Origin of the sequence: Neotabrizicola shimadae, from assembly GCF_019623905.1 — a bacterium.
Classification (GTDB): Bacteria; Pseudomonadota; Alphaproteobacteria; order Rhodobacterales; family Rhodobacteraceae; genus Neotabrizicola; species Neotabrizicola shimadae.
Window position 1 is genome coordinate 3,891,273 of the sequence record NZ_CP069370.1, and the last position, 25,780, is coordinate 3,917,052.

General features: G+C 66.5%; 25 protein-coding genes. 10 read left to right on the forward strand and 15 right to left on the reverse strand.

Going from position 1 to position 25,780, the window contains the following annotated elements; all coding sequences use genetic code 11:
• Positions 1–2: 2 nt before the first annotated feature.
• Together JO391_RS18900 and JO391_RS18905 are read right to left on the reverse strand one after the other, a co-directional pair.
• Positions 3–1,298 carry a type I glutamate--ammonia ligase gene (locus JO391_RS18900; RefSeq protein ID WP_220661952.1) on the reverse strand — a complete coding sequence of 432 codons (1,296 nt, stop codon included), beginning with the start codon at positions 1,296–1,298 and terminating at the stop codon, positions 3–5.
• A 48-nt stretch (positions 1,299–1,346) separates the two neighbouring features.
• The gene (locus tag JO391_RS18905) at positions 1,347–2,603 is read right to left on the reverse strand and encodes a cytochrome P450 (protein WP_220661953.1); all 1,257 of its coding nucleotides are present in this window, start codon (positions 2,601–2,603) and stop codon (positions 1,347–1,349) included.
• Between the two features lie 70 nt (positions 2,604–2,673).
• Here JO391_RS18905 and JO391_RS18910 point away from each other — a divergent pair, with 70 nt between their 5' ends.
• Positions 2,674–3,402: a type 1 glutamine amidotransferase gene (locus tag JO391_RS18910; RefSeq protein WP_220661954.1), complete on the forward strand. Its 729-nt coding sequence runs from the start codon at positions 2,674–2,676 to the stop codon at positions 3,400–3,402.
• Here the strand turns inward: JO391_RS18910 and JO391_RS18915 are convergent.
• The 3 genes from JO391_RS18915 to JO391_RS18925 form a co-directional block, all read right to left on the reverse strand.
• A complete protein-coding gene (locus JO391_RS18915) occupies positions 3,363–4,019 on the reverse strand; it encodes a GntR family transcriptional regulator (protein WP_220661955.1) in 657 nt (218 codons plus the stop codon). The genes JO391_RS18910 and JO391_RS18915 overlap by 40 nt on opposite strands.
• Before the next feature lie 78 nt (positions 4,020–4,097).
• On the reverse strand, positions 4,098–5,450 hold the full coding sequence (locus tag JO391_RS18920) for an aminotransferase class III-fold pyridoxal phosphate-dependent enzyme (RefSeq protein ID WP_220661956.1): 1,353 nt from the start codon (positions 5,448–5,450) through the stop codon (positions 4,098–4,100).
• The gene (locus JO391_RS18925; RefSeq protein WP_310795055.1) at positions 5,447–6,277 is read right to left on the reverse strand and encodes an IclR family transcriptional regulator; all 831 of its coding nucleotides are present in this window, start codon (positions 6,275–6,277) and stop codon (positions 5,447–5,449) included. Before JO391_RS18925 ends, JO391_RS18920 begins: the two co-directional genes overlap by 4 nt.
• A 184-nt stretch (positions 6,278–6,461) precedes the next feature.
• Between JO391_RS18925 and JO391_RS18930 the strand changes: the two genes are divergently transcribed.
• Together JO391_RS18930 and JO391_RS18935 are read left to right on the forward strand one after the other, a co-directional pair.
• The gene (locus tag JO391_RS18930; RefSeq protein ID WP_220661958.1) at positions 6,462–7,949 is read left to right on the forward strand and encodes an aldehyde dehydrogenase family protein; all 1,488 of its coding nucleotides are present in this window, start codon (positions 6,462–6,464) and stop codon (positions 7,947–7,949) included.
• Between the two features lie 46 nt (positions 7,950–7,995).
• Positions 7,996–9,228 carry a Tm-1-like ATP-binding domain-containing protein gene (locus JO391_RS18935; protein WP_220661959.1) on the forward strand — a complete coding sequence of 411 codons (1,233 nt, stop codon included), beginning with the start codon at positions 7,996–7,998 and terminating at the stop codon, positions 9,226–9,228.
• Here the strand turns inward: JO391_RS18935 and JO391_RS18940 are convergent.
• Positions 9,225–9,686, reverse strand: a complete 462-nt coding sequence (locus tag JO391_RS18940) for a MarR family winged helix-turn-helix transcriptional regulator (RefSeq protein WP_220661960.1) — start codon at positions 9,684–9,686, stop codon at positions 9,225–9,227. The two genes, JO391_RS18935 and JO391_RS18940, sit on opposite strands and share 4 nt — an antisense overlap.
• A gap of 78 nt (positions 9,687–9,764) precedes the next feature.
• Entirely contained in the window at positions 9,765–10,397 is a 633-nt protein-coding gene (gene maiA / locus JO391_RS18945) for a maleylacetoacetate isomerase (RefSeq protein ID WP_220661961.1), read from the reverse strand.
• A 107-nt stretch (positions 10,398–10,504) separates the two neighbouring features.
• On the opposite strand from maiA, the gene hmgA reads away from it, so the two are divergent.
• The 6 genes from hmgA (at position 10,505) to JO391_RS18975 (ending at position 16,354) form a co-directional block, all read left to right on the forward strand.
• Positions 10,505–11,869, forward strand: a complete 1,365-nt coding sequence (gene hmgA / locus JO391_RS18950) for a homogentisate 1,2-dioxygenase (protein ID WP_220661962.1) — start codon at positions 10,505–10,507, stop codon at positions 11,867–11,869.
• 71 nt (positions 11,870–11,940) lie between these two features.
• Positions 11,941–13,200, forward strand: a complete 1,260-nt coding sequence (gene fahA / locus JO391_RS18955) for a fumarylacetoacetase (RefSeq protein WP_220661963.1) — start codon at positions 11,941–11,943, stop codon at positions 13,198–13,200.
• Between the two features lies 1 nt (position 13,201).
• Positions 13,202–14,152 carry an MBL fold metallo-hydrolase gene (locus tag JO391_RS18960; RefSeq protein ID WP_220661964.1) on the forward strand — a complete coding sequence of 317 codons (951 nt, stop codon included), beginning with the start codon at positions 13,202–13,204 and terminating at the stop codon, positions 14,150–14,152.
• A gap of 11 nt (positions 14,153–14,163) precedes the next feature.
• On the forward strand, positions 14,164–15,786 hold the full coding sequence (locus JO391_RS18965) for an FAD-dependent oxidoreductase (RefSeq protein ID WP_220661965.1): 1,623 nt from the start codon (positions 14,164–14,166) through the stop codon (positions 15,784–15,786).
• Position 15,787: 1 nt separating this feature from the next.
• Positions 15,788–15,991 carry a DUF2783 domain-containing protein gene (locus JO391_RS18970; protein ID WP_220661966.1) on the forward strand — a complete coding sequence of 68 codons (204 nt, stop codon included), beginning with the start codon at positions 15,788–15,790 and terminating at the stop codon, positions 15,989–15,991.
• 165 nt (positions 15,992–16,156) lie between these two features.
• Entirely contained in the window at positions 16,157–16,354 is a 198-nt protein-coding gene (locus JO391_RS18975) for a type II toxin-antitoxin system HicB family antitoxin (protein ID WP_259444754.1), read from the forward strand.
• Positions 16,355–16,461: 107 nt separating this feature from the next.
• Here JO391_RS18975 and JO391_RS18980 read toward each other — a convergent pair whose 3' ends face one another.
• From JO391_RS18980 to JO391_RS19015, 8 genes are all read right to left on the reverse strand, one after another.
• Positions 16,462–16,941: an ester cyclase gene (locus JO391_RS18980; protein WP_220661967.1), complete on the reverse strand. Its 480-nt coding sequence runs from the start codon at positions 16,939–16,941 to the stop codon at positions 16,462–16,464.
• Between the two features lie 111 nt (positions 16,942–17,052).
• Positions 17,053–17,691: a hypothetical protein gene (locus JO391_RS18985; protein ID WP_220661968.1), complete on the reverse strand. Its 639-nt coding sequence runs from the start codon at positions 17,689–17,691 to the stop codon at positions 17,053–17,055.
• Entirely contained in the window at positions 17,684–19,108 is a 1,425-nt protein-coding gene (locus JO391_RS18990; RefSeq protein ID WP_220664629.1) for a gamma-aminobutyraldehyde dehydrogenase, read from the reverse strand. Before JO391_RS18990 ends, JO391_RS18985 begins: the two co-directional genes overlap by 8 nt.
• A 34-nt stretch (positions 19,109–19,142) precedes the next feature.
• The gene (locus tag JO391_RS18995) at positions 19,143–19,964 is read right to left on the reverse strand and encodes an ABC transporter permease (RefSeq protein ID WP_220661969.1); all 822 of its coding nucleotides are present in this window, start codon (positions 19,962–19,964) and stop codon (positions 19,143–19,145) included.
• Positions 19,954–20,892, reverse strand: a complete 939-nt coding sequence (locus JO391_RS19000) for an ABC transporter permease (RefSeq protein ID WP_220661970.1) — start codon at positions 20,890–20,892, stop codon at positions 19,954–19,956. The genes JO391_RS18995 and JO391_RS19000 overlap by 11 nt, the downstream gene beginning before the upstream one ends.
• A gap of 34 nt (positions 20,893–20,926) precedes the next feature.
• On the reverse strand, positions 20,927–21,922 hold the full coding sequence (locus JO391_RS19005; protein WP_220661971.1) for an ABC transporter ATP-binding protein: 996 nt from the start codon (positions 21,920–21,922) through the stop codon (positions 20,927–20,929).
• Between the two features lie 147 nt (positions 21,923–22,069).
• The gene (locus tag JO391_RS19010) at positions 22,070–23,221 is read right to left on the reverse strand and encodes an ABC transporter substrate-binding protein (protein ID WP_259444755.1); all 1,152 of its coding nucleotides are present in this window, start codon (positions 23,219–23,221) and stop codon (positions 22,070–22,072) included.
• Between the two features lie 249 nt (positions 23,222–23,470).
• Complete coding sequence (locus JO391_RS19015) at positions 23,471–24,091, reverse strand: enoyl-CoA hydratase/isomerase family protein (RefSeq protein WP_220661972.1); 621 nt, start codon at positions 24,089–24,091, stop codon at positions 23,471–23,473.
• A 125-nt stretch (positions 24,092–24,216) separates the two neighbouring features.
• Here JO391_RS19015 and JO391_RS19020 point away from each other — a divergent pair, with 125 nt between their 5' ends.
• Complete coding sequence (locus JO391_RS19020) at positions 24,217–25,746, forward strand: DUF2125 domain-containing protein (RefSeq protein WP_220661973.1); 1,530 nt, start codon at positions 24,217–24,219, stop codon at positions 25,744–25,746.
• Positions 25,747–25,780: the final 34 nt, after the last annotated feature.

Consider the following 25,780-nt stretch of genomic DNA (forward strand, 5'->3'; position numbering starts at 1 on the left):
CCTCACACATACCAGATGTAGTAGTCGCGAAGCGTAGTGCCCTCCAGCCCTTCGGTCTTGGTCACCTCGATCCGCTTCATGAAGACGTGGTGATCCACCAGGTCACGACCCACGGCCTGGCCAAGCGCGCGGTCGGCTTCCAGGTCGTCCATCGCTTCGGCCAGGGATCCGGCCACGCCGACACCGGTATCCACCCGGTCGAACCCGTCACCCGCCTCCGGCGCGGGCAGGTCATACTTGCCTTCAAAGCCCAGGCGCGCGGCCTGCAAAACGGCGGCCAGAGCGGTATAGGGGTTGCTGCTGGCATCCGGCATCCGGTGTTCAAGGCGGGTCTTGGGCCCGCCTTCTTCGGAAATGCGCACGGTCACGCCGCGGTGGTCGCCGCCCCAGTTGCACCAGTAGCCCGACATCGAGGCGGGTTGCAGCCTCAGGTACGACCCCACGGTCGGCGCAACCAGCCCGGCCAGCCCCTTGTGATGCTTCATCCAGCCAGCAATGGCGCCGCGTCCGATGTCGTTCAGGTGATCCGGCCCGCCTTTTGGCCCGGTCGCCAGAGCGTTCTTCCCGTCCTTGTCGGCAAAGGACAGGTTGAAATGCAGGCCCGAGCCGCCCTTTTCCAGGATCGGCTTTGGAAGGAAGGTCAGGATCACGCCATGGGCCAGCGCCACTTCGCGCGCCATCTGGCGGAACAGCACCATCTCGTCCACCGCCTTGACCGCATCGTCATAGGCCAGCGTGAATTCGAACTGGGGCGTGTCGTACTCCGCCGTGATCAGCTCCAGCCGGAAGCCCGAGGCTTCGGCCTGACGCCAGATCGCATCGGTGAACCCCATCGGGTCGGCGAAAGGCCCGGTGCCATAGACGATCCCGCCGGGCGCGTGCATCGGCTCCAGCCCGCCGTCGGCCGTGCGCGTGAACGCAAAGGCTTCCAGCTCGATCCCGACCTTGGGCGAAAGGCCATGGCGCCCCCAGTCGGCCACCGCCCGTTTCAGCGCGCCGCGCGGGCACAGCACCAGCGGCGCACCGTCGCTGTCGAACAGATCCCCGGTGACGACCTTGGTATCGGGCTCCCATCCTTCGCGGATCTCGTCTGGGTTCCACTTCAGAACCATGTCGGGGATCCCCTCGCGGCACTTGGTGTGCGGGGCATCCAGGATCAGGTCCTTGTCCCAGTGAACGCTGAAGGTCGGCCGCGCCAGCCGCGTGCCATCGGGCGAGGTCATCTTCGAAGCGGGCAGGTATTTGCCGCGCATCAGGCTCAGGTGATCGCAGAACATCACCCTCAGTCGGTCTGCCATTGTCGTCTCCCCGTCTGTTCTGGTTGATTGCTGCCGTGTCGGATCAGGCTATTGCAGCGTGACCCGGACAGGCAGGGATTTGATGCCGCCCACGAAGTTCGAACGCAGGAATCTCGGTTCGCCATCGGCCTCGATCGACCGGATGCGCCGGGCAAGCTCCTGGAACAGCACCCGCACCTCCAGCCGGGCCAGCCACATGCCCAGGCAGACATGTGGGCCGCCCTGACCAAAGGACAGATGGCGGTTGGGCGTGCGCGCAAGGTCCACCTGCATCGGCCGATCAAAGGCTTCGTCATCGCGGTTACCGCTGGCGAACCAGTACACCACCTTGTCGCCGGCCTTCACCGTCTTGCCGTGCATGTCGAAATCGCGCGAAGCGGTGCGGCGGAAGTAGATCGCGGGGGTCGCCCACCGGATGATCTCGTCCGCCATCGTGTCATCCACCGCGCCCGACTGGATCTGCTCCAGCAGGCCGGGTTGAACGGTTAGGGCATGAAGGCCCGCCGCGATGGAATAGCGCGTGGTGTCGTTGCCCGCCGCGACCAGCAGGCAGAAGAAATTGCGGAACTCGTGGTCGGGCATGACCGACCCGTCCGATCCCGGTTGCAGGATCAGGTGAAGAACGCCCGAAGTGTCGCCCGCCGCCGCCTTCCTTGCCATCAGATCCTTGGCATAGACGTAAAGCTCGGCCCCGGCAGGCGAGTTGAACGGCATCATGCGGAACTCGTCCGTCGTCATCTTGTCCAGGACATGGGTGGTGAAGTCCGGGTCGGTGTTTGCGATCAGCGCATCGCCCTTTTCCACCAGCCAGGGCAGATCCTCATCGGGCAGGCCCACGATCCGGCCCAGCATCCGCATCGGCAACTGGCGCGCGATTTCGCGCGTCGCATCGAAATTGCCCCGTTCCAGCGCCTGGTCCAGGATATCAGCGCACAGCTCGCGGATCGACTGTTCAAAGCCGGCGATCACCGGCTTCGAAAAGGCCCTGGCGACCTTGACCCGCGTCATCATGTGTTCGGGAGAATCGGTTTCCTGAAACGTGCGGCGGGCGAGGTATTCCTCGTAGCTCTGATCCTCGATCCGGATGCCGCGGGCCGAGGACAACAGATCCGGTTGGCCATTCAGTGCCAGGATGTCGGCGTGCCGGGTAACGGACCAGAACCCTTGCCCTGCCGGGTAATCCGTCCAGTGCATCGGGTCGTCTTTGCGCAAGCGCGCGAAAGTGGCGAAGGGCGGGCCGGCGGTGAAGGTGTCATGGCTTGTCAGGTCGGCGAAACCGTCGTCCGTGGGCGTCCAGACAGTCATCGCATCCTCCTTGCCGAACTGGGGTTTCTGTATAATTATGGATTTCATAAACATGTAAAGGAAAATCCGCATGCATATCGCGGTTCTGGTGACGAACACGGACAACAGCGACTTCGCCGCCCGTCATCCCCGCGATGCCGAGAAGTTCGCGGCGCTGATCCGGGGGGTGCGGCCGGACTGGAGCGTGACCGCTTACGACACCACAGAAGGCGAGTTCCCTGCCGATCCGGCGGCCTTCGACGGGCTGCTGATCGGGGGGAGCCCGGCCTCGGTGAATGACGAGGCTCACTGGATCGGCCGGCTGTTCGACCTGATCCGCGAGGCTCATGGGAAGGCCGTGCCCATGGTCGGCGCGTGCTTTGGCCATCAGGCCATCGCCCAGGCCCTCGGTGGGCGGGTCGGGCACAATGCGGGACCGTTCATCCTGGGCACTTCGCTCACGCGCTTCACCGCGCGGGCGCCCTGGATGCCCGAGGATGCCCGAGAGATCACCTTGGCCGCGGCGCATGGCGAGCAGGTGACGGCGCTGCCGCGCGGGGCCGAGGTTCTGGGCTGGTCCGATGGCTGCCCGATCGCGGCTTACCGGATCGGCGACCGGGTCTTTGCCACCCAGCACCACCCCGAAATGACGCCCGAGTTCATTGCCGCGCTGGTCGAGGAGTTCGCGCCGGACCTGCCGCCCGAGGTGGGCCAGAAGGCCAGGGCCTCGCTGGAACGGCCGATCGAGGGCCGGCGCTTCGGCGAGTGGATCGCGCGGTTCTACGAAAGCGCGGCCAGCAAATCCATTGCGGTGACCTGATCGAACTGGACATGCCGCTGCATCCGGGCTTCCGCTGCCTCGGAATTGCGGTCCAGGATCAGGCGGGCGATGTCGCGGTGTTCCGTGGCCGATCCCGCGATGGCGCCGGGAAAACGATAGCGCGCGCGGTAATAGGCCAAGAGCTTGCGGGCATTGGTCTTCAGCGCATCGACCAGGACGGCATTGCCCGAGGCATGGGCGATGCAGGCATGGAAGCCGAGGTTCAACTGGTAGTAGCCATCCGGGTCGGCATCAGGGCTGTTCTGGGCATGGCTTTCGCAGGCCAGCACGGCTGCTTCCAGATCGGCCGCGCCCTGACGTGACAGCCGCCGGGCGGCAAGGCCGGCGGCCTGGCCTTCCAGTTTGGCGTGGACCTCCAGGATCGCCAGGAATTCTTCCAGCGTGGGCCGGAAGATCGCGGCGCCCTTGCGCGGCAGGCGGCGCACCAGGCCAAGCGCCTCGAGGTAAAGGATCGCCTCGCGCACCGGGGTGCGCGAGACGCCGAAGGTTGCCACGAGCTCCGACTCGTCAAGAACGTCGCCGGGGTTCAGCAGGCCAAGGTCGATCCGTTGCAGGATGTGCTGCACGAGGCTCGGGCTTGGGGCGGTCTGGGTCATGGATGGTCCTGCGGATACGGGCGCCGACCATGGCACGAAGCCCCCGGTTCGTCACGCCCGCACCGGGGGCCGAGCCGATCAGGCCGCCGACAGGCCGGCATCCAGGGCTGACAGGATGACTTCGACATCGGCGGCCGTCAGCACCAGGGGCGGCGACAGGATGATGTTCGGGCCCGAGACACGGACCATCGCACCCGACCGGTAGGCCGTTTCCTGAACCCGCGCCAGAACCGCCTTGTCGGCGGGCTTCTTCGTGGCGCGGTCGGACACCAGTTCCATCGCGCACATCAGGCCATGCCCGCCGCGGACATCGCCGATCAGGCTGTGCCTGGCCTGAAGTGCCTTCATGCCTTCATGCAGCTGCGTGCCACGCGCCGCGGCATTCTCGATCACGTTCAGGCGCTTGGTCTCGGCCAGGCAGGCCAGTGCCGCCGCGGCCCCGACCGGGTGGCCGGAATAGGTGTATCCGTGGCCGATGGCGGCCTTGCCGGTTTCGTCCTTCTCGAACACCTCGGCCACCGCTTCGGCGATCATCACCGCGCCGAAGGGGAAGAAGGCGTTGGTGATGGCCTTGGCGGTGCAGGTGAAATCGGGCTTCACGCCCCACAGCCGGCTGCCCGTCCAGGCGCCGGTGCGGCCGAAGGCCGTGATGACCTCGTCTGCGATCAGCAGGATGCCGTTCTTGCGGCAGATCGCGGCCACGCCCGGCATGAAGGACGGATGCGGCGGGATCACGCCGCCTGCGCCCAGGATCGGCTCCATGATCATGGCGGCGATGGTGCCGGCGCCCTGGAAGGCGATTTCGTCCTCAAGCGCGGCAAGGCACAACTGCGCCAGCCGTTCCGGGTCAGTCTCGTTGAAGGGATTGCGATAGGTGTAGGGCGCGGGAATGTGGTGGCAACCCGGCAGCAGCGGCTCGTAGGCCGTGCGGAAGTTGGCGTTGCCGTTCACCGAAGCGCCGCCGAAATGCGTGCCGTGATAGCCCTTCTTCAGGGACAGGTACTTCACCCGGCCGGCGTCGCCCCGGATCTTGTGGTACTGGCGCGCCAGCCGCAGCGCGGTTTCCACGGAATCGCTGCCGCCCGAGGTGTAGAAGGCGCGAGTCAGGCCATCGGGCGCGAAGAAGTCGCGCAGTACCTCGGCCAGTTCGATGACCTTGTCGTTCGATGTGCCACGGAAGATCGAGTAATAGGGCAGGGCATCCAGTTGCGCGGCGATGGCGTCCTTCACCGGTTGGCAGGAGTAGCCGAGGTTCACGTTCCACAGCCCGCCCACGGCATCCACCACCTCGTGCCCGTCCACGTCGCGGATGCGCACACCCGAGGCCCCGGTGATGATGGTCGGCGGGTTGTTCAGGCTGTCGGAGGGCGCCGTCATCGGATGCCAGATGGAGCGGGCATTGTTCGCCTTCAGGAAGTTCGCGTCCTTCATTTCGGGTCCTTTCCGGCGGCGCTGCGCCACAGGGTTGCAATCGGATCGGGCAGGTCGCCGCCCCGCAGGGCGGTGATCTCGGTGCCGGCGCGGATCAGCTCGGCGACGATGGTGGCGTGAAGGGCAGGGGTCATGCGGGGGGCCGCCGCCGCGACCGCGACGGCGCCGCAGCAGATGCCGCCGGCATCGAACAGCGGAACGGCAAGGCCCTGTACATCCTTCTGCATGGTCGAATGGGTTTCGGCCCAGCCGTTCCGGCGGCAATCCTCGATGCGGGCGTGAAGCGCGTCCGGGTCGCGGGCCGAGGCCGCCAGACGAAAACCTTCCCCGCGGGGAAGGTTTGCCAGGACGGCGGCGCCCGAGGCGGTGGCATCGAAGGGCAGGAAATCCGCGTCTTCCATCATCACCTTCATGCCGGACTGGGCGGCATAGCAGAAGGCAAGGGTCTGCAGGCGACCGGCCACAAGATGCGAGACATGGGCTGTCTCTCCCGTGGCTTCGGCCAGGCGGCGCAGCACCGGCATGGCGGCATCGCGCGTGGGAACCGAGGATTCCCGCAATGCCGCCAGCCGCAGGACCGCGGGGCCAAGCCTGTATTCACGCGCGGGGCCGGCCTGTTCCACCAGCCCGCGTGATTCCATCTCGGTCAGGAGGCGGTGGCAGGTGGTCTTGTTCAAGCCAGAGAGCCGCGCCAGTTGCGACAAGCCCAGGCTTGGCTGCCTGTGGGTAAAGAGGTCAAGGATATCAAGGGCTTTTCCTACGGTTCCCATCACAGCTGCCGCGCCGGGCGGCATCCCTTGAAGAATGATGGCTTTGGGCCACGTCATTTCTGTTGACAGATCGAGGCTTGCGCTGTCAATCTATTTTTCGAACCATTGGTTCAAATAGTGAACCATTGGGGTCGCGCCGGCTCGTTCCGGGCAGGCGTCGTCGGACTTGAACGCCAGGCCCGGCCTGGCCGCTTTGCGCCGCCCCGGCGGCTTTGGAAACCGCGCGAGGACCTTCAGTTCCATGACACTCGACCAGGCAACGATCGACCGACTGGCCGCCGCTCCGGTTGCGCCGGCCAAACTTCTGATCAATGGCGAATGGACAGAGGGCGAGGGCGAGCCGATGCCCGTCCTGTCGCCCATCGACGGCAGCCGGATGACCACTCTCGCCTCTGCCAGCGCCGGCGACGTGGCCCGTGCCTGTGCTGCCGCCCGCGCCGCGTTCGAGGACGGGCGCTGGCGCAACATGGCGCCTGCCGCGCGCAAGGCGGTTCTGCATCGTCTGGCTGACCTGATAGACCGCGAGACCCTGCCGCTGGCGGTGCTGGGCGTGCGCGACAACGGCACCGACATCGGCATGGCGGTCAAGGCCGAGCCGGGGTCGGCCGCGCAGACCTTCCGCTATTACGCCGAGGCGCTGGACAAGGTTTACGGCGAGATCGCGCCAGTGCAGAGCAACGTTCTGGCCATGATCCACCGCGAGCCGGTCGGCGTGGTCGCGGCCATCGTGCCGTGGAACTTCCCGCTGATGATCGGCGCCTGGAAGGTCGCCCCGGCGCTGGCCATGGGCAATTCGGTGGTGCTGAAGCCGGCCGAGACCGCTTCGCTGACCTTGTTGCGGCTGGCGGAGCTGGCGCTGGAGGCGGGCGTTCCGCCGGGCGTGTTCAATGTCGTCACCGGCCCCGGCCGCGTGACGGGCGAGGCGCTGGCGCTGTCGCCCGATGTGGATGTGCTGGTCTTCACCGGATCGGGCGCAACGGGGCGGCGGCTCTTGCAGTATTCGGCCCAGTCGAACCTGAAGCGCTGCTATCTGGAACTGGGGGGCAAGTCGCCCAACATCGTCTTTGCCGATGCTCCCGATCTGGGCGCGGCGGCCAAGGCGGCGGCGATGGCGATCTTCCGCAATGCCGGGCAGGTGTGTGTCGCCGGGTCACGCCTGCTGGTCGAAGCCTCGGTGCATGACCGGTTCGTCGCCGAACTGGCGGAGGCAGCAAAGAAGATGAAGGTGGGCAATCCGCTGTCGCTTTCGACCCAGATCGGCGCGGTGAACTCTCTGACGCAGTTGGAAGGCAACCTTGGCTTTGTGGCCGATGCGGCGCGCGAAGGCGGAGAGATCGTGATCGGCGGCGGACGGACGCTGGAGGAAACCGGCGGGTGGTACATGGATCCGACCGTTGTGACCAATGTGCAGCCCCAGCACCGGCTGTACCAGCAAGAGGTCTTTGGCCCCGTCCTGGCCGTAACCCCCTTCACGGACGAGGCAGAGGCGCTTCGGCTGGCCAACGCCACCGAGTTCGGGCTGGCTGCCGGGGTCTGGACGTCCAACCTGTCGCGGGCGCATCGCATGGTGCGGGGCATCCGGTCGGGGGTGGTGCATGTGAACACCTATGGCGGGGCCGACATCACCGTGCCGCTGTCGGGCACCAAGCAATCGGGCAATGGCGCCGACAAGTCCATGCACGCGCTGGACAAGTATGTCGATCTGAAGACGGCCTGGATCCAGCTCTGACCGAGCTCGCCGCCTTCCCCTCATCACCTGTCCGGAAGAGACCAGCATGGGCAACCGCATCCTTGTCGTGGGGACCTACGACACCAAGAACGACGAACTGGCCTATATCGCCGAGGTGATCCGCCGGCAGGGCGGCGAGGTCGTGACCATGGACGTCTCGGTCCTGGGCGACCCGAAGGTTCCGGTGGACCTGTCCAAGCACGAGGTTGTCGCGGCCGCCGGGACGACGATTGGCGCGATCGTCGCGGCCGAGGACGAGAACGTGGCCATGCAGGCGATGGCGCGGGGGGCGGCGACGCTTGCGGCGCGGCTTCATTCGGAAGGGCGGTTCGACGGGGTGCTGGCGCTTGGCGGCAGCATGGGCACGGACCTTGCGCTGGATCTGTGCGCGGCGCTGCCCCTGGGCGTGCCGAAATACGTTGTTTCCACTGTCAGCTTTTCGCCGATGATCCCGCCCGAACGGTTGGCGCCCGACATCCAGATGATCCTGTGGGCCGGTGGGCTCTATGGGCTGAACCCGGTCTGCAAGGCCTCGCTCAGCCAGGCTGCCGGGGCGGTGCTGGGTGCGGCGCGGGCGGTGGAGCCGCCGTCGCGGGACCGGCCGCTGATTGGCATGACCTCCTTCGGCAAGACGGTGCTGCGCTATATGGTCGGCCTGAAGCCGGCGCTGGAGGCGCGGGGCTACGACCTGGCGGTGTTCCACGCCACGGGCATGGGCGGGCGGGCCTTCGAGGAGCTTGCCGCGCAGGGGGCCTTTGCGGCGGTGATGGACTTTGCGCCGCAAGAGGTGGGCAACCACCTGTTCGGATCGGCCATCAGCGCGGGACCGGACCGGATGACGGCGGCGGGCCGCAAGGGCGTGCCGCAGATCGTGTCGATCGGCTGCTATGATCTGGTGGACCTGGTGGGCTGGCATCCGATCCCGCCCTGGCTGGCCGACCGCCCGGCCCATGCCCACAACCGCCTGCTGACCTCGGTGGTCCAGACGGCGGAAGAGCGGCGGGAACTGGCGCGCGTGATTGCCGGCAAACTGGCCTCTGCCGAGGGCCCCGTGGTCTTTCTGCTGCCGACCCAGGGTGGCAACGAATGGGACCGTCCCGGCGGACCGCTGCATGATGCCGCGGCGCTGGCGGCCTTCGTGGACGAGTTGCGCCGCGGGGTGCCGCCCAATGTCCGCCTGGTCGAGTTGGATGCCCACATCAACGACCCGGATTTCACCGATGCGGCCCTGAGCGTTGTGGACGAGTGGATCGCCTCGGGCGTCTTGCCCCAGCCCTAGGCGCGGTCCGCCATCAGGCCGGACAGGACCCTGTCCAGCAGATCCGATGCCTCTGTGCCCAGTTTGGACCGCAGAGCCTTGTCATAGGCCAGAGCCCGCCGGCCCAGATCATCGAAAGCGGCGCGCCCGGCCTCGGTGAGGGAGAGGATCTCCGCCCGCTTGTCCTGGTCGGAGGGCGCCCGGGTCAGCATCCCGAGCGCCTCCAGCGATGCCACGGCGCGGCTGACCTTGGTCTTTTCGATATGGCTGATGGTGCAGATGTCGCGCGCTGTCATCGCGCCGAACTTGCCAAGGTTCGCCATCACCCGCCATTGCGTGCGGGTGAAGCCATAGCTGTCGCGGTAGATTTCCTGAAACCCCCGCGAGGTCGCCTCGGCCGCCTGGTTCAGCAGGTAGGGCAGGAAACCTTGCAGGTCGAAGTCCGGACCTTCCGGGTCGCGAGAATGGGTGTCTGTCATCGGGCGCCAGCGAACTCCTTCGCGCGCAGCATGGCATGACCGGAACGGCGGGGCAAAGCCCCTGCGGCGGTTGTCGGGTCAGCCCGCGGGCTTCGCCCTGTCGGGATGGGCCGCGGCGAAGGCCGGAAGCGCCTCGCAGGCGGAAGAGATCGCCGACACCCTGGGATAGGCGGACAGGTCCACGCCCCACCGGCGGGCGTTGTAGACCTGCGGCACCAGAACGATGTCGGCCAGCGTGACGCCGTCGCCGTGGCAGAACCTCCCGGTTGGCCCCTTGGCAAGCAATCCTTCAACGCCTTGCAGCCCGAGGGCGATGAAGTGGCGCATCCAGTCCTGCATGGGGATGTTGCCGGTCGTTTCGGCGAACTTCGCGACACGCAGGTTGCAGACGGGATGGATGTCGGCGGCCACGGCAAGGGCCAGCGCCCGGACCCGTGCGCGCCCGGCCGGATCGGTGGGCAGCCAGCCGGCACCGCGCGTTTCGTCCAGGTACTCCAGGATCGCCAGCGACTGGGTCAGTTGCAGGCCGTCGATTTCCAGCGTGGGGACCAGACCTTGCGGGTTGCGCTGAAGATTTTCAACACCGCGCTGTGCGCCAGTGGTCAGGTCCACCGGGATCGGGGTCCAGGGCACGCCCAGAAGGCCCAGGCCGATGCGCAGGCGGTAGGCGGCCGAGGACCGCCAGTAGTCATAAAGCACCACATCGCTCATCGCGGCCCCAACCTTTGTTGCAGGTGCATGTTTACCTTGACTTGGTTGCGTTTGCAACCAATTATCCCCTCAGATTCGGCCCCCGCTGCCGACCCGAGGAGGATCAGATGACCAGCCACAGCCTTCCCGCCGGCATGATCCGCGCGGCCTCGATCTCTGGCCCGCATGAAGGCTACATGCCCGGCTTCGGCAACGATTTCGAGACCGAGGCCCTGCCCGGCGCGCTGCCGCAGGGCATGAACTCACCGCAGAAGTGCAACTATGGACTTTACGGTGAACAGCTGTCCGGCACGGCTTTCACCGCGCCCAGCCACCAGAACGAACGCACCTGGTGCTATCGCATCCGGCCCTCGGTGAAGCACACCCACCGGTTTTCCAAGATCTCGGTACCCTTGTGGAAATCGGCGCCGAACATCGACCCCGACATCATCTCGCTTGGCCAATATCGCTGGGATCCGGTCACGGTTCCGGCGGGTGAGAAGCTGACCTGGATCACCGGGATGCGCACGATGGTCACGGCGGGCGATGTGAACACCCAGACCGGCATGGCCAGCCACATGTACCTGGTCAACACCTCGATGAAGGACGAATACTTCTTCTCGGCCGATGGCGAGTTGCTGGTCGTGCCTCAGGAAGGCCGCCTGCGGTTCTGCACCGAACTTGGCATCATCGACCTGGAACCGCGCGAGATCGCCATCCTGCCGCGCGGCCTGGTCTACCGCGTCGAGGTGCTGGAAGGCCCGGCGCGCGGGTTCGTCTGCGAGAATTACGGCCAGAAGTTCCAGCTTCCGGGCCGCGGTCCGATCGGTGCCAACTGCATGGCCAACCGGCGTGACTTCAAGACGCCCGTCGCGGCCTATGAAGACCGCGAGGTGCCGTCGAAGGTCTATGTGAAGTGGTGCGGCCAGTTCCACGTGACCGAGATCGGCCATTCGCCGCTGGATGTGGTGGCCTGGCACGGCAACTATGCGCCCTGCAAGTATGACCTGCGCACCTATTGCCCGGTGGGCGCGGTGCTGTTCGACCACCCGGATCCGTCGATCTTTACCGTCCTTACGGCGCCCTCCGGCGTCGAGGGCACGGCCAACATCGACTTCGTCCTGTTCCGCGAACGCTGGATGGTGGCCGAAAACACCTTCCGCCCGCCGTGGTACCACAAGAACGTCATGTCCGAGCTGATGGGCAACATCTACGGAATCTATGACGCCAAGCCCAAGGGCTTTGTCCCCGGCGGCATGAGCCTGCACAACTGCATGTTGCCGCACGGGCCCGACCGGAACGCCTTTGAACATGCCTCGAACGAGCCGATGGGGCCGGTGCGCCAGTCGGAAACCATGAGCTTCATGTTCGAGACCCGCTTCCCGCAGCACCTGACCGAATGGGCGGCGAAGGCCGGCCACCTGCAGGAGGACTACATCGATTGCTGGGGGTCGCTTGAAAAGAAATTCGACGGGACACCGGGCGTGAAGTAAGCCACGTCGGACGTGCCGGGGGCGCTGCCCCCGGACTGCCCCGATACCTTCAGACAAAAGCAGGAAGAACCGTGCCGCTTCTCAAGTCATGGGTCGAAAGCGCCAATGCGCCTGACGCCCCGTTCCCGCTGAACAACCTGCCTTGTGGCGTCTTTTCGCAAGGCGAGGACGAGCCGCGCTGCGGCATGGCCATCGGCGATTTCGTGCTGGACGTCGCGGCGCTCGAGGCCGAGGGGCTGATTGCGCTACCCGGCGGGCCGCTTCTGGACGTGCCGTTCTGGAACGAGGTCATGGCCGCGGGGCCCGAGGTCTGGGCCGACCTGCGTGGGCAGGTCGTGGCGCTGCTGAAGGCAGGGTCCACCAAGCAGTATCTGGTCGAGGATCACCTGATCCCGCTGGCCGGGGTGACACTGCATCTGCCCTTCCTGGTGGCCGAGTACACCGATTTCTACGCAGGCCGTCACCACGCCTTCAACGTGGGCACCATGTTCCGCGGTGCCGAGAACGCCCTGCCGCCGAACTGGTTGTCGATCCCCATCGGCTATAACGGCCGCGCGTCCTCGGTTGTCGTGTCGGGCACGCCGGTGCGGCGGCCATGGGGGCAGGTGAAGGGGCCGGATCACGAGCTGCCCGCCTTCCAGCCCTCGCGCCGGTTCGACATCGAGCTGGAGATGGGCGCGGTCGTGGGGATGCCGTCGGAAGGCCCGGTGACGGTTGAGGAAGCCGATGCGATGATCTTCGGCTATGTGCTGCTGAACGACTGGACGGCGCGCGACATCCAGGCCTGGGAGTACCAGCCGCTTGGCCCGTTCCAGGCCAAGGCGACCGCCACGACGATCAGCCCCTGGATCGTGATGAAAGCCGCGCTGGAGCCGTTCCGGGTCTCTACCCCTGCGCGCGAACGCCCGCTTCTGCCCTATCTGCACGAACCGCGCCCCATGCTTTACGACGTCGCGCTGGAGGTGGCGCTGCGCCCCGAGGGAGGGGTGGAGACGGTGCTGAGCCGCACCAACTACAGCGAGATGTATTACTCTGCCGCGCAGCAGCTGGCCCACCACACGACCTCTGGTTGCGCCATGACAACGGGCGATCTTCTGGGCTCTGGCACCATATCGGGCCCGACGAAGGACAGCCGCGGGTCGCTTCAGGAGCTGTCGTGGGGCGGCAAGGAGCCGATCGCGCTGAAAGACGGCGGCACGCGGACCTTCATCGAGGACAACGACACGCTCACCCTGCGCGGCGCAGCGCGGGGCGACGGCTACACCATCGGTTTCGGCGACTGCACGGGGCAGGTGATCCCCGCGCTTGCCGACCCCTACAAGAGGACCTGACATGGCCAAGGCCTTCGCAAGCCAGGGTGACCTGAGCGAAAAGAAGATCAGCTTCACCCAGGTCGGCGAGGGGCTTTACGCCTTCACCGCCGAGGGCGACCCCAATTCGGGCGTCATCATCGGCGACGACTCGGTGATGGTGGTCGAGGCCCAGGCCACGCCGCGGCTGGCGCAGAAGGTGATCGACTGCATCCGCTCCGTCACCGACAAGCCGATCAGCCATGTCGTGCTGACCCACTACCACGCTGTCCGCGTTCTTGGGGCCAGCGCCTTCGGTGCGAGCCAGATCATCATGTCGGAAGCCGCCCGCAACATGGTGGTGGAACGGGGGCAGGAAGATTGGGACAGCGAGTTCCAGCGCTTCCCCCGCCTCTTCCAGGGCCACGAGAGCATCCCCGGCCTGACCTGGCCGACCACCACGTTCAACGGCAAGATGTCGGTCTGGCTCGGCAAGCGGCGGGTCGACATCCTTCAACTTGGCCGCGCCCATACAGCGGGCGATGCGGTCATTCATGTGCCGGATGCGAACGTGATGTTCACCGGCGACATCGTCGAAGCCCATTCCGCCTGCTACTGCGGCGACGGCCACTTCTCCGACTGGGGCGGCACGCTGGAAGCGATCCGCGCCTACGACCTGGACGCCATCGCGCCGGGCCGGGGCGATGCCGTGGTGGGCCGCGCGGCGGTGAACGGTGCGCTGGACCGAACGAAGGACTTCGTGGACAGCACCTTCCGCCCCGTTGCCCGGGTCGCGGCCCGCAACGGCTCGCTGAAAGAGGCCTGGGATGCCTGCCGCGCCGCTTGTGATCCGAAGTTCAAGGACTACGCGATCTACGAACACTGCCTGCCCTTCAATGTCGCCCGCGCCTATGACGAGGCGCGCGGGCTGGACCATCCCCGCATCTGGACCGCGCAGCGCGATCTGGAGATGTGGGCGGCGCTGCAGGGCTGACGGAGACCGCCATGAACCAGCCCGTCCGCCCCGCCTATGATCTGGCCTTCCAGCTCTATCCCTATCGGAAGTCGCCCGACCAGGACCGCCCCACCCGCCGACACCCGGTGGTGATCGTCGGTGCCGGACCGGTTGGTCTGGCCGCCGCGCTGGACCTGGGCCGCATGGGCGTGCCGGTCCTGGTACTGGACGACAACGAGGGCATCGGCGAGGGCAGCCGTGCCATCTGCTTTTCCAAGCGCACGCTGGAGGTCTGCGACCGGCTTGGCGCGGGCAAGGCGATGTTGGACAAGGGCGTGGTCTGGAACGTGGGCAAGGTGTTCCACGACGACCGGCTGCTCTACGAGTTCAACCTCCTGCCCGAGGACGGGCATGCCTACCCCGCCTTCATCAACCTGCAGCAACCCTATTTCGAGAAGTTCCTGCATGACGCGATCCTGGCCGAACAGGCGAAGGGCGCGCCCATAGAAATCCGGGGCCGCAACCGGGTCGAGGCAATCGTGCCCGGCGCGGACCACGTGGCGCTGACGGTCTCCACCCCCGATGGCGACTATGGGGTCCAGGCCGACTGGCTCTTGGCCTGCGACGGCGCGCGTTCACCCCTGCGGGGGATGCTGGGGCTGGGATTCGAGGGGCGGGTGTTCGAGGACAACTTCCTGATCGCCGATGTTCGAATGACCGCCGACTTCCCGACCGAGCGGTGGTTCTGGTTCGAGCCGCATTTCAGGTCGGGCGCTTCGGCCCTGCTGCACAAACAGCCCGACGATGTCTGGCGGATCGACTTCCAGCTGGGCTGGAACATTGACCGCAAGAAGGAACTGGAGCCAGAGAGCATCCGGGCGCGGGTGGATGCGATGCTGGGGCCGGATGTCAGCTACGATCTGGTCTGGACCTCGATCTACACGTTCCAGTGCCGGCGGATGGAGCGGTTCCGGCATGGGCGGGTGATCTTTGCGGGCGACGCGGCGCATCAGGTCAGTCCGTTCGGGGCGCGGGGGGCGAACTCGGGCATCCAGGACGTGGACAACCTGTGCTGGAAGCTCAAACTGGTGCTGGACGGCACGGCGCCGGACCGGTTGCTGGACAGCTATGACCGGGAGCGGGTGCACGGGGCGGATGAGAACATCCTGAACTCGACCAGGGCCACGGACTTCATCACGCCCAAGACCCCGGTGTCCCACATGTTCCGCAACGCGGTGCTGGACCTGGCGGCGGTGGCGCCTTTTGCGCGGACCATCGTGAACTCGGGGCGGCTGTCGGTGCCCTGCACCTATGACGGGTCTGATCTGAACGGGCCGGATGTGGCGGGGATGCCGGTGCGGACGCGGCCGGGCAGTCCTTGTCCGGATGCGCCGCTGGACGGCGGCTGGCTGCTGCACCGGCTGGGTGGGGGCTTCACCCTCTTGACGCTGGATGCCGAGGCGCCGGACGAGGTGGAGGCCCATGGCGTGACGGTGCGGCGGCTGGCGCTGTCGGGCCGGGAGAACCCGGCGCTGAAGGCCCGCTACCTGGGCGATGCCGGCGCGGGGGTCTACCTGATCCGGCCCGACCAGCATGTCGCCGCCCGCTGGACCGCCTTCGACCGGGGGGCCGTGACGGCTGCCCTGGCCCGCGCCCTTGCCCTGGAGCCGTGAGATGCCCCTGACCACCGCCCCCAACCTAGCCCGCCCCGACGAGGCCTATGCCCGGCTGATCGCCCTGCACGAGGGGCTGACCGAGGCCGAGAGCCATGCCCTGAATGCCCGGCTGGTCCTGATCCTGATGAACCATGTGGGGGACGAGGCGGTGCTGGCCGAGGCGATGAGCCTGGCCCGGTCGGCCGCCCGGGTGAAGGGCTAGAGGGGGCGTCCGAGCTCGGACGCCTGGTTCGTTCCAATGATTTCAATGGGTTGCCTGGCCGCATTAACTTGGACTTAAGAATTGTCCGAGGTCGGGCAAGCTGGACTTGGTTTGCGGTGCCCGATTGTGGCAGCATCGGCGGTGCTCAGGGACGGGGCAACCGCGATGCAATACAAGGGCTATGCGGCCCGGATCGAATACGATGACGAGGACGGGCTGTTCTTTGGCCGCATCGCGGGAATCCGCGATGGGGTCGGGTGTCATGCCGACACCGTCGAGGATCTGCGGGCGGCCTTTCACGAAGCGGTCGAGGACTACCTGGAGACCTGTGCCAGGATCGGAAGGGCGCCGCGGAAATCCTGACCGGGGCAGACGGTGAGCCAAGGCGCCCCCCTCCCCGAGCCCCTCCCCACGAGGGGGAGGGGAGGCGGGCAGGCCCGGCGCGACGGATGCCGCGCCGGGCGTTCCGATCACATCAGCCCGAGTTGCTTGTAGAAGCCGAGCGCGTCGTAATAGTCGCTTTGCGTGGTGATCTTGCCGTCCTTCACGGTGAAGACCGAGGCGCCGGTGAAGGCGAAGGGCTTGTTGGTGGCAGCGGTGCCGTCGGCCCAGGCGCCGGTGTTGGTGCCCTTGAATTCCCATTCGAAGGCGACGTGGTCGCCCTGCACGATGGCTTCGCCGCGCATTGTCCAGGCGGCATCGGGGGCGGCGTTCAGGAAGTTGTCGATCACGCCGGTTTTTGCGGCTTCCGCGCCGGTGACGGGGGTGCCGACCGAGGCGTCGTAGTAGGTGACATCAGGAGCGAAATGGCTGGCGGCCGCGGCGCTGTCATGCGCGTTCCAGGCGGCGAGATAGGCCTGCACAACGGACAGCGCATCGTCCCCCGCATAGGCAGGGGCCAGGGGCATCATCGCAAGGGCGGCGGCGGCAAACAGGCTTCTGCGGTTCATCTGTTCCTCCCTGAACAGCGGCGCGGAATGCGCCGGGATTCTTGTGCGTCTGTCCGGCGCCCCCCTCTCCCAACCCGTCCCCACGAGGGGGAGGGGAGGTCGCGGTTACAACTAGACCAGTGGAGCAAGTAACTGACCGAGTCTGCTCAGGTGATAGATTGTACCGCCTGGATGCTGCACTTCATCAGCCCCGCCTCCATCAATCCCTCTATTGGTCAGAAGCCCTGCGACAAACAGTCTTTCGGCGGATTCGGGTTCGTTCTGAACGCCGTCGCGAAACTGCTTTAGGCGGCGCAAGTCGTCGAAGTGCGATCGGTTCACGGAACTGCATAACATGAAGCACTCCGAAACACTGCAATCACCGCGAACTTGCGCTGCTACGATGCGGCCGATCAGTTGCGGCTTTGAAAAGTCATCTGATTGATCAAGCAATAGAAAGACACGTGCGGCAAATTCATCTGCCTTGCCCGAGGCGAACAGTTCGTCAGAGAAGGCGAGGCGTTCTTCCTTCGGAATTGATGATAGCTCAATTAGGAAGCGGTGCGTCTTCGCCAAGGCGAGACGCTCCGAAATGCTGCGTCCAGCTTTGTAAATGGAATGAACCATACCGAAGAGAGGCACTTGATCCAGCAGTCCAGACGCAATTGTCGCGCCAAGGCTCGCATCTGCGATCTGCACCAAAGCGTCGGCCAGTTCCGTACTACCAATAGTCCGGACAAGATCGTTGCCCGGGAGGTCCGCTTCATCCATGCTTCACCATCACGTGCCGCACCACGGTGTAGTCTTCCAGCGCGTAGGCGGACATGTCCTTGCCGTAGCCGGATTGCTTCAGCCCGCCGTGGGGCATTTCGTTGACGAGCATGAAATGAGTGTTCACCCAGGTGCAGCCGTAGCGGAGCCGCGCCGCCGTGGCCATCGCGCGGCCCACGTCCTTGGTCCAGACCGATGAGGCGAGGCCGTAGTCGCTGTCGTTGGCCCAGGCGACGGCCTGGTCCACGTCGGAGAAGGGCGTGACAGAGACGACCGGGCCGAAGACCTCGCGCCGGACGATCTCGTCTTCCTGCAGGGCGCCGGCGACGACGGTGGGACGGTAGTAGAAGCCCTGGTCCAGCGCCTCGCCGCCGGTGGTGATCTCGATATGGTTCACCTCGCGGGCGCGGTTGACGAAGCTGGCCACCCGGTCGCGCTGGCGCTGGCTGATGAGCGGGCCGATTTCGTTCACCGTGTCATCCTCGGCGGCCAGCGTGATGGAGGCGGCGGCGGCGGTGAGGTCGGCGACTAGGTTGTCGTAGATCTTGCGGTCGGCATAGACGCGGCAGGCGGCGGTGCAGTCCTGGCCGGCGTTGTAGAAGGAGAAGGCGCGCAGGCCTTCGACCACGGCGGCGATGTCGGCATCGTCGAAGACCACGACCGGGGCCTTGCCGCCGAGTTCCAGGTGGGTGCGCTTCACGGTCTTTGCCGCGGCGTCCAGCATCTTGCGGCCGGTGGCCACGTCGCCCGTGAGGCTGATCATGTCCACGCCGGGGTGGTTGATCAGCGTGCTGCCTACGGTCTGGCCGCGGCCGGTCAGGATGTTGACCACGCCTTCGGGCAGTTCCTCGGCCAGGATGCGGGCGAGTTTCAGGGCGGTGAGCGGGGTCTGTTCGGACGGCTTGAACACCACGGTGTTGCCGCCGCCGATGGCGGGGGCGAGCTTCCAGGCCATCATCATCAGGGGATAGTTCCAGGGTGCGATCGAGGCCACCACGCCCACGGCGTCGCGGCGGATCATGCTGGTGTGGCCGGCGAGGTATTCGCCCGCGATGGCGCCATGCTGGCAGCGCACCGCGCCCGCGAAGAAGCGGAAGCAATCCACGATGGCGGGGATTTCGTCATTGCGCGCGGCGTTGATCGGCTTGCCGCAGTTCAGCGCCTCGAGCGCGGCGAAGGCGTCGGCCTCGGACTCGATGCGGTTGGCGATGCGGTGCAGCGCGGCTGATCGTTCGGCGGGGGTGGTGCGGGACCAGCCGTCGAAGGCCCGGCGCGCGGCGCCGACGGCGCGGTCGATCTGGCCGGGCGAGGCTTCGGGCACGTCGAGGATGAGGCCGCCGGTGCGCGGGTTCAGGATCGGTTCGCGCGTGTCCTGGCCGGGTTCCAGCGATGCGCCGATCAGGAGTGCGGTGTCGATGGTGGGGAAAGAGCTGTCCATGGGCAGGGTCCTGTCATTTGCCCGAACCGGCGGTCTCGGACCCGCCGCGTGTCAGGTAGTAGGCGATGAGGATGGGGAAGAAGGTGGCGACGAAGACCACGATGGCGACCACGTTGGTGACCGGGCGCTGGCGCGGGCGGATCAGCTCGTCGAGCATCCAGATCGGCAGGGTCTTGGACTCGAGGCCCGTGCCGGCGGTGAAGGTGGTGACGATGACCTCGTCGAACGACAGGGCGAAGGCCAGCATGCCCCCCGCCAGCAGCGCCGAGCCGAGGTTGGGCAGAAGGATGTGGCGGAAGGTCTGGAAGGCGTTGGCGCCGAGGTCGGCCGAAGCCTCCAGAATGCCGCCAGACAGGCGGCGGAATCGGGCGACGGCGTTGTTGTAAACGATGACGATGCAGAAGGTCGCGTGGCCGAGCACGATGGTCCAGACCGAGAAGGGAATGTCCATCATGCCGAAGGCCGAGCGCAGCGACATGCCGGTGATGACGCCCGGCAGTGCGATGGGCAGGAGGATGAGGAGCGAGATCTGCTCGCGCCCGAAGAAGCTTGCGCGCGACATGGCGGCCGAGACGAGGGTGCCGAGGACGAGGGCGACGGCGGTGGCGATGGCCGCGACCTTGAGCGACAGCCAGAGCGGCGGCCAGATGTCGGGCCGGTCGAACCAGGCGACGGCGAACCATTTGGTCGTGAGGCCGGGCGGCGGGAACTGGAAGCTGCGCTCCTCGGTGGTGAAGGCGTAGAGGAAGATCAGGAGGATCGGCAGGTGCAGGAACAGCAAGCCGCCGAGCGCGCCGAGGCGCAGGCCGAGCGAGGGGCGGTCTTCAGAGGGCATCGAAGGCTCCCGCGCGGCGGGCCAGGGTGAGGTAGACCAGCATGATGAGGATGGGAACCACGGCGAAGGCGGCGGCCAGCGGAATGTTCCCCGCGGTGCCCTGGAACTGGTAGACCGCCATGCCGATGAAGTTGGCCGAATTGCCGATGATGGAGGGGATGATGTAGTCGCCCAAAGTCAGCGAGAAGGTGAAGATCGACCCGGCGATCACCCCCGGCATGGCGAGCGGCAGGATCACCGTGCGGAAGGTCTGCGAGCGGCTGGCGCCGAGGTCGGCGGAGGCTTCCAGCATGGAGGTGGGCACACGCTCCAGCGCGGCCTGCATGGGCAGGATCATGTAGGGCAGCCAGACATAGACGAAGACGAGGAAGGTGCCGATGTAGCTGGTGGAGAGCGAGTTGCCGCCGATCACCGGGATGGCGAGCACCGCGTCCAGCACGCCGCCGAGGCCCATGCCGGTGGCGGCCCAGCCGATGATGCCCTCTTTGGCGAGGATCAGCTTCCAGGCATAGACCTTGACCAGATAGCTGGACCACAGGGGCAGCATGATGCCGAGGTAGAACACCGCCTTCCAGCGGCCGCGGGCGTAGCGGGCAGCGTAATAGGCGATGGGGAAGGCCAGCACGGCGCAGCCGAGCGTGACGGCGGCGGACATGCCGACGGTGCGGATGATGATGTCGAGGTTCGAGGGGCGGAACAGCTCGGCATAGGTCTTGAGCGTGAATTCGGGGACGACCATGCCCGAGAATTCGTCGATGGAATAGAAGCTTTGCCACAGGAGTGCGGCGAGCGAGCCGAGGTAGACCACGCCCAGCCAAAGGAGGGGCGGGGTCAGCAGCAGCACCAACAGCAGGCGGGGGCGGCGCCAGAAGGTGGCGGTCAGCCGGTCGGGGAGGCCGCGTTCGGGGAGGATGGCCTGGGTGGTCATGGCCGGGCCTCTGCCGGGGGCGAAGGGTGGCGCGTCACTTCTCGCCCTCCATCACATGCAGCGCGGGGGCGTCGAAGGTGAGGCCGGCCGCGGCGCCTTCGGGCGGGACGGGCTGGCCGGCGGGGATGAGGGCGGCGATCTCGGTGCCCTTCGCGTCGATCACCACGCGGGTGCCTGCGCCGAGGTAGCGGAGCGCGCGGACGGGGCCAGTGAGCTTGGCGTCGCCGCCCGTTGCCAGTCGCAGCGATTCCGGGCGCAGCGAGGACCAGCGGGCGGGGCCGCCGAGGCTGCGGGTCAGGTCGGGCGGCAGGACGTTCGAAGAACCGACGAAATCGGCGACGAAGCGGGTGGCGGGGCGGGCATAGACCTCTTCGGGCGTGCCGATCTGGGCGATCTTGCCCTCGTTGAACACGGCGAGGCTGTCGGCCATGGAGAGGGCTTCGTGCTGGTCGTGGGTGACGAAGACGAAGGTGATGCCGAGGCGGTGCTGAAGGGCCTTCAACTCGTCCTGCATCGCCTCGCGCAGCTTCAGGTCCAGCGCGCCGAGGGGTTCGTCCAGCAGCAGCACGCGGGGTTCGTTCACAAGGGCGCGCGCCAGCGCGACGCGCTGGCGCTGGCCACCGGACAGCTGGCCGGGTTTGCGGTCGCCGTAGCCGGAGAGCTTGACGAGGGACAGCATCTCTTCGGCCTTGGCATGGCGTTTCGTGCGGTCCACGCCCTTGACCATCAGCCCGTAGGCCACGTTGTCGCGCACGTTCATGTGGGGAAACAGCGCATAGTCCTGGAAGACGGTGTTCACGTTGCGCCGGTTGGGCGGCACGTCGCTGACATCCTGGCCGAAGATGCGGATGGCGCCGCCGGTGGGTTTCTCGAAGCCCGAGATCAGCCGCAGGCAGGTGGTCTTGCCCGAGCCGGAAGGGCCGAGCATGGCGAAGAAGGCGCCTTCGCGGATGGTCAGGTCCACGCCATCGACGGCTTTCACCGTGCCGAAGTGGCGTTGGACGTTCAGGAATTCGACGGCGGCGGTCATGGGACGGTCCGGTTGGGGAAAACAAGGCGCCGCCCCCTCACCCTGACCCTCTCCCCGAGGGGAGAGGGAAGCGCGAGAGGCTGGCCGAAGCGCAGGAAGGGAAGGCGGCTCCCTCCCCCTTCATGGGGGAAGGATGGGGTGGGGGGATCAGCGACCGCCGATCACACCGATGTAGTCAGAGACCCAGCGATAGTAGGGCACGCATTCGCCCTGGGAGCATTTCGAGACCGGGGTGGTCCAGAAGCGGATCTTCTCGAAATCGTCCATGCCGTTGGCCGTGCAGCTTTCGGCGGTGGACATGCCGCGGCCGTCGGTGCAGGCGGCGGGCACCGAGGGGTTGGCGCCGAACCAGACCGCGAGGTCGGATTGCAGGTTCGAGCTGAGCGTGTGTTCCATCCACATGTAGGCGCAGTTCGGGTGCGCGGCATCGACATGCATCATCGTGGTGTCGGCCCAGCCGGTGGCGCCTTCTGACGGGATAGTCGAGGCGATGGGCTGGCCATCGGCCTTGAGCAGGTTCACCTGGAAGGGCCAGGAACCCGAGGCGACCACGCCTTCGTTCTTGAAGTCGTCGATCTGGATGAAGGCGTCGTGCCAGTAGCGGCTGGTCAGTTCGCGCTGCTGGCGCAGCAGATCCAGCGCCGCCTTGTACTGGTCTTCGTTCAGCTCATAGGGCGAGGTGATGCCAAGCTCCGGCTTGTGCGCCATAAGGTACTGCGCGGCGTCGGCGACATGGATCGGGCCGTCATAGGCCTGCACGCGGCCCTTGTTCGACTTGCCGTCAGGCAGGGTCATTTCCTCGAACACCACGTTCCAGGAGGTGGGCGCCTCCTTGAAGACTTCGGTGTTGTACATCAGGACGTTCGGGCCCCACATGTAGGGCACGCCGTAGTGCACGCCGTCCACGGTATGCCAGGGCGCGCTTTTCAGGCGGTCGTCCACCGTGCCCCAGGACGGGATCAGGTCGACATTGATCGGCTGGACGCGGCCGCCCGAGACCAGGCGCAGCGAGGCGTCGCCGCTTGCGGTGACGAGGTCGAAGCCGCCTTCGTTCATCAGGGCGACCATCTCGTCGGAGGTGTTGGCGGTCTTGACGTTGACCTTGCAGCCGGTCGCGGCTTCGAACTTGGTGACCCAGTCGAAGGCCTTGTCGGTTTCGCCCCGTTCAATGTAGCCCGGCCAGGCAACGATATCGACCTGGCCTTCGCCGGCGCCGATCGCAGTCATCTGGGCGAGGGCGGAGGTGAGGGCGGTCACGGTGGCAAGCGCGGTGGTGGCCGCGAGCTTCAGCATCTTCATGGTCGACTCCCTGTCTTGTCCGCGCGATGGCGGAAGCCGGTTTTCCGGCCATGTCACGACGATAGGGAGGCAGGAGCCATTCGCAATAACAAAAGTTGGAAGGCTGCGTTCGGAAAATCCGAACGGTCTTGTGCGAGGCCTTGAGCCGATTTCGGGCGATAGGTGAGGGATTTCGCCGGTCTGGGAGGCAGAATCGCGGATTCAACACCGGGGCATCGGCAAAATGTAGAGAGAACGGGCGCGCCGGGGTCAGCGGGTGGGGATCATGGCCTTGATCGCGGCGACGTGGGCGGCCGTCGCGCCGAGGGAATCGGCCGCCAGCGCGCGGGCCGCCGGAAGGAGCGCGTCCGCTTCCTGGATGCCGTCGATGAGCCCCCAGGCAAGGGCCTGATCGGCCGTGATGCGGGTGCCGGCCATCAGGATCATCTTCGCCCGGGCCGGGCCGACAAGGGCTGCCAGGCGGGGCGGATCGGCGGGCTGGGGCAGATAGCCAAGGCGCATGACCGGGTAGAAGAAGCTGGCCCCCGGCACGGCAAGGCGCAGGTCGCAGGCCAGCGCCATGCCCATGGCGCCACCGGCCAGCGTGCCGTTCAGCGCCGCGATGGTGACACAGGGCAGGGCCGCGATGGCATTGGACAGCCGGTCCCAGACCGGATCGACCGACAGGCCGGCGCGGGCCTCTTCCAGATCGGCGCCGGCCGAAAAGACCTTGCCGGTTCCGGTGATCACCAGGGCGCGCGCGCCCGCGGCTGCGGCCCGGCCCACGGCGGCTTCGAGATCGAGAAGCATCTGGCGCGTGAGCGAATTGGCCTTTTCCGGCCGTGCGATGGTCAACGTCCACAGGCCATCGGCCACATCTTCCCCGATCATCACGCGCTTCTCCCCTGTCGATGACAAAGCCGTTTACCCCGCGGTTCCGGATGGGGAAACCCTTGACCCGCCCGACCCGGCACCACAGGATGCCGCGCGAGGAATTTCCATCGGAAGGCATGATCATGAAACATTGGCGGCTTGCGGGCAGCACGGCGCTTGCCCTGATCCTGGCGAATGCGGCGTCGGCGGAAATCACGCCCGATGAAGTCTGGCAAAGCTGGCAGACCCTGGGGGCGGATCAGGGGCAGACGATCACGGCGAAGTCCACCTCGCATGACGGCTCCTCTTTGGTGGCCGAGGGCGTGACGATCCAGATGAAGGATGCCGAGACGAGCGTCGAGGGCGTGATCGACCGGGTCGTCTTCGCCGACCAGGGCGACGGGACCGTGGCTGTCACCATGTCGGACAGCTATCCGATGACGCTGACGGTGACCGACACGACGGATGCAGCGGCGCCGAAGCCAGTGACGCTGAAGCTGACGGTCACGCAGCCGGGGCTGAAGGTGGTGGCCTCGGGCACGGCGGCCGCGCCGACCTATGCTTTCGATGCGCCGGAGTTCGGCGTGAAGCTGGACAGCCTGGAAGGGCCGGGCACCGAGACGATGACGGCCGCGGGCGAGGTGAAGTTCACCGGGATCAAGGGGAGCTATGCCTTTGCCGCGGGCGAGGGCACGGCGCCGATGGCGCTGGATTCGACCTTTGCCGCAGCCGGGATGACGATGGACATCAGCGGCGCGGATTCGGCGGCGAAGTCGGATTTCAAGGCCAAGGTATCGGTGGCGGACCTCAACGGTTCCACCAAGGGCGCCTTCCTGGATGCGGCTGCCATGGAGAACATGAACAAGGCGCTGCAGGAGGGGTTCTTCACCGACAGCCAGTTCAGCTATGGCAAGACCAGCTTCGAGTTCGGCGGAACCGAGGACGGCAAGCCCACCACCATCTCGGGCGAGGCGGCAAGCGGTGGCGTGGGCTTTGTGCTGAACAAGGAGACCATGGGCTTCAAGGGCAATGGCGGCGGTGTGACGATGACCGTGGCCGGGGGCGACATGCCCTTCCCGAGCGTGTCGGTGTCCTATTCGGAGGCGGCTTTCGATCTGGGCTTCCCGGTGGCGAAATCCGATGCGCCGCAGCCGTTCACCTTCCTGGCGCGGCTGGTGGATCTGAAGCTGCCCGATGAATTGCTGGGCATGGTCGATCCGACGGCGCAGCTGCCGCGCGATCCGGCGACGCTGATCGTGGACAGCACCGGCACGGTGACGCTGACCACCGACCTGACCGATGACGCAGCGATGGCGGCCCTGGGCGATGCACCTCCCGGCACGCTGGACTCGCTGGACCTGAAGCAGATTCTGCTGAAGGCGGCGGGGGCCGAGCTGACGGGTTCGGGCGCGATGACCTTCGACAACACCGACCTGGAGACTTATGGCGGGATGCCGGCGCCGACGGGGACGATCGACCTGAAGCTGGTGGGCGGCAATACCCTGCTGGACAAGATCGTGGCGCTTGGCTTCGTCACCCAGGACGATGCGATGGGCGTTCGGATGATGATGTCGATGTTCGGCAAGATGGTGGAGGGTGAGCCCGATACCATGACCTCGACGGTCGAGTTCAAGGACAAGGGCATCAACGTCAACGGCCAGAAGATCCAGTAACCTTTCGGTCGCCGGGAAGACATGGCCCCGTCCG